Here is a 2,350-nt window from a genome sequence, read left to right on the forward strand (position 1 = left end):
CGACGGGGTGCGCACGCCGTGAGGCCGGTTCGGCGCGGGGGTGGGGTGCGGCGGCCGGAGGCGTGGAGGGGGCGAGCAGGGCGACACCGGCCATGGCCAGGGTGAGCGACCGGACACGGGACACGATTCGGAAGGGCCTCTCGTCGGGGACACTGACGCACACAATCGGGAACTTTGCACCATTTCTTCCGAATATGATGGTGTGACGAGCTCCGACAGGGCCGGACGGCGCACGATCGCGTCAGCGGCCCGGGCGGGGACCGGAGCCCGAGTTCGTACCGGCTCCAGCCGTCCGGCCGCCCGCACCCGGTGCGGGATCCGCGGCCCCGCCCGACCCTCACCCCGCCCGAACTCCCGGGCAAGGAGGAGACGTTCGGCCGGATCGGGCGTTCCGCACTCCGGCGGGCGACGACACCGCACCTCTCGCCCTCTTGATGGGGACGCGTCAGAGACGCCATATTGGTACGGACCAATGTCCGGACCGGTCCCGTGTTCCACCCCGGGAGGCAGAGTCGTGCGTGGCGTTCCCCCAGCCGTGTTCCCGCGTCGTCCCCTCGCGCTCTGCGCGGTGCTCCTGCTGGTCGCCTCCTGCCGGTGGGGCGGTTCGGACGACATGACCGGCGAGCGGCCGCCCGGGGCGCCCACCGGTGTCACGGCGGCGGCCGGCAGCGCCACCAGCGTGCACGTCATGTGGAACGCGGTCGCCACCGCCGACGCGCGGGTGAGCCGGTACGAGGTATACCGGGGCACCACGAAGGTCAAGGAAGTGCCGGGTAACGAGCACATGGTGGATGTGTCCCGGCTCCGGCCCGCGACCACCCATGTCTTCACGGTGCGGGCCCGGGACGCGGACGGACGGCTGGGGCCGCCCAGCCGGGCGGTGCGGGCGACGACCCCCGAAGCGGCCGCGGCCGACGACTCCCCGCCCACGCGTCCGGCCGAGCCGCACGGCCGGGCGGCCGGGAGCCGGGCGGTCCAGTTGTCGTGGTCGGCCTCGACGGACGACCGGGGCGTGGTGTCGTACGACATCCACCAGGGCGGGAAGAAGATCCACAGTGTGGGCGGGAACCAGACGTCCACCGTGGTCACGGGGCTGCGTCCGGGCACCCGTTACGCCTTCACCGTCCGGGCGCGGGACGCGGCCGGCAATCTCTCCCCGCCCGGCGCGACCGTCCGTCTCACCACCGCGGGCGGCTCGGACCGCGGCACGGCCGCCACCGCACCGACCGGCTTCCGCGCCACGAGCCAGGAATCCGGCGGCGCCCACTACCTCGCCCTCACCTGGGTGCCCCCGCGTGTGGACGGGGTGGTCACCGAGTACGAGGTACGGCTGGACAGCCGTGCGGCCACCTCGCTGGTCTACGGCGGTGACGCACCGCGCGACCGGGCGGCATACCGCTTCTACCTGGGCCGGGAGCCGGGAGTCACGCACCGGGTGCGGATCCGCGCGGTGCTGCCGGACGGCACCTGGGGCGGCTTCTCGGCCGAGCGCACGGTGACGACGGGCGGGCGGCGCTGAGACGGCGCCCCGAGGACTCCGCGGAGGGCGGGTGTCACCTGCCCGGCCGCGGCCGGAGTGCGCGCCGGCCTCGCTGCCCGTTGGCTGGCTTCGTGGCAGCACGGGCGCTCCCCGACCTCGGCGGCGCAAGGGATGTACCGCCGGCCGTGCCGCCGGAAGGCAGTCCACATGCGCATCTCGAAGCCACTGCTCCGCTCCGGACCGGCCGCGGCGGCCGCCGCCACGCTCGCCCTGGCCCTGGCCCTGGCCGGACCGGCCGCCGCGGCCGGGATCTCCGTCAGCACCACCGGGTCGACCGTCTCGGTCGTCACCAGCGCGTGCGTCCAGGTCAACGGCAACTGGGGCACCGCCTCGCTGCTCAGCAGCGGCCAGACGAGCCCCTCCCAGGGGCGCCAGGTGGCGCTCTCGGGGACGGCCGCGGGCCAGTCCGCCGCCTGGTCGAACGTCGGCTCGGGCACCTACACGGTGGTCGTGGTGTGCGCCAACGGCAGCACCGCGGGCACCCAGGCCGTCGTCGTCTCCCCGGTGTCCAGCCCGTCGGTCACTCCCACCGCCTCCCCCTCCCGGGGGGTGATGGGCGGGCTCGGCGGCGGCTCGACGGACTACGGCACGGTGACGCTGGTGGCCGGCGGCTCACTGGTCGGCACCGGTCTCCTCGCCACGGCCTGGTTCCTGCGCCGGCGCAGCCGGGCGAGCCACCTGTAGGGCCTGTCCCGGGGACCGGGGACCGTCGGGACCGGACGAGCGGGCGGCTGCCGGCCGTCCGGGTCCTGATCCGGGGGGACTGCGACGGCTCCCGGCTGCGCGGGTGAGCGGGAAGCGGTGCGGCAG

2 protein-coding genes are annotated in these 2,350 nt (G+C 75.2%); both read left to right on the forward strand.

From position 1 onward, the window contains the following. Positions 1 to 514: 514 nt before the first annotated feature. A complete protein-coding gene (locus B9S61_RS10695) occupies positions 515 to 1,519 on the forward strand; it encodes a fibronectin type III domain-containing protein (protein ID WP_258039615.1) in 1,005 nt (334 codons plus the stop codon). A 168-nt stretch (positions 1,520 to 1,687) separates the two neighbouring features. Beyond that, positions 1,688 to 2,224 carry a hypothetical protein gene (locus B9S61_RS10700; protein WP_103542038.1) on the forward strand — a complete coding sequence of 179 codons (537 nt, stop codon included), beginning with the start codon at positions 1,688 to 1,690 and terminating at the stop codon, positions 2,222 to 2,224. Positions 2,225 to 2,350: the final 126 nt, after the last annotated feature.

Origin of the sequence: Streptomyces sp. SM1, assembly GCF_002910825.1 — a bacterium.
GTDB lineage: Bacteria > Actinomycetota > Actinomycetes > Streptomycetales > Streptomycetaceae > Streptomyces > Streptomyces okerensis.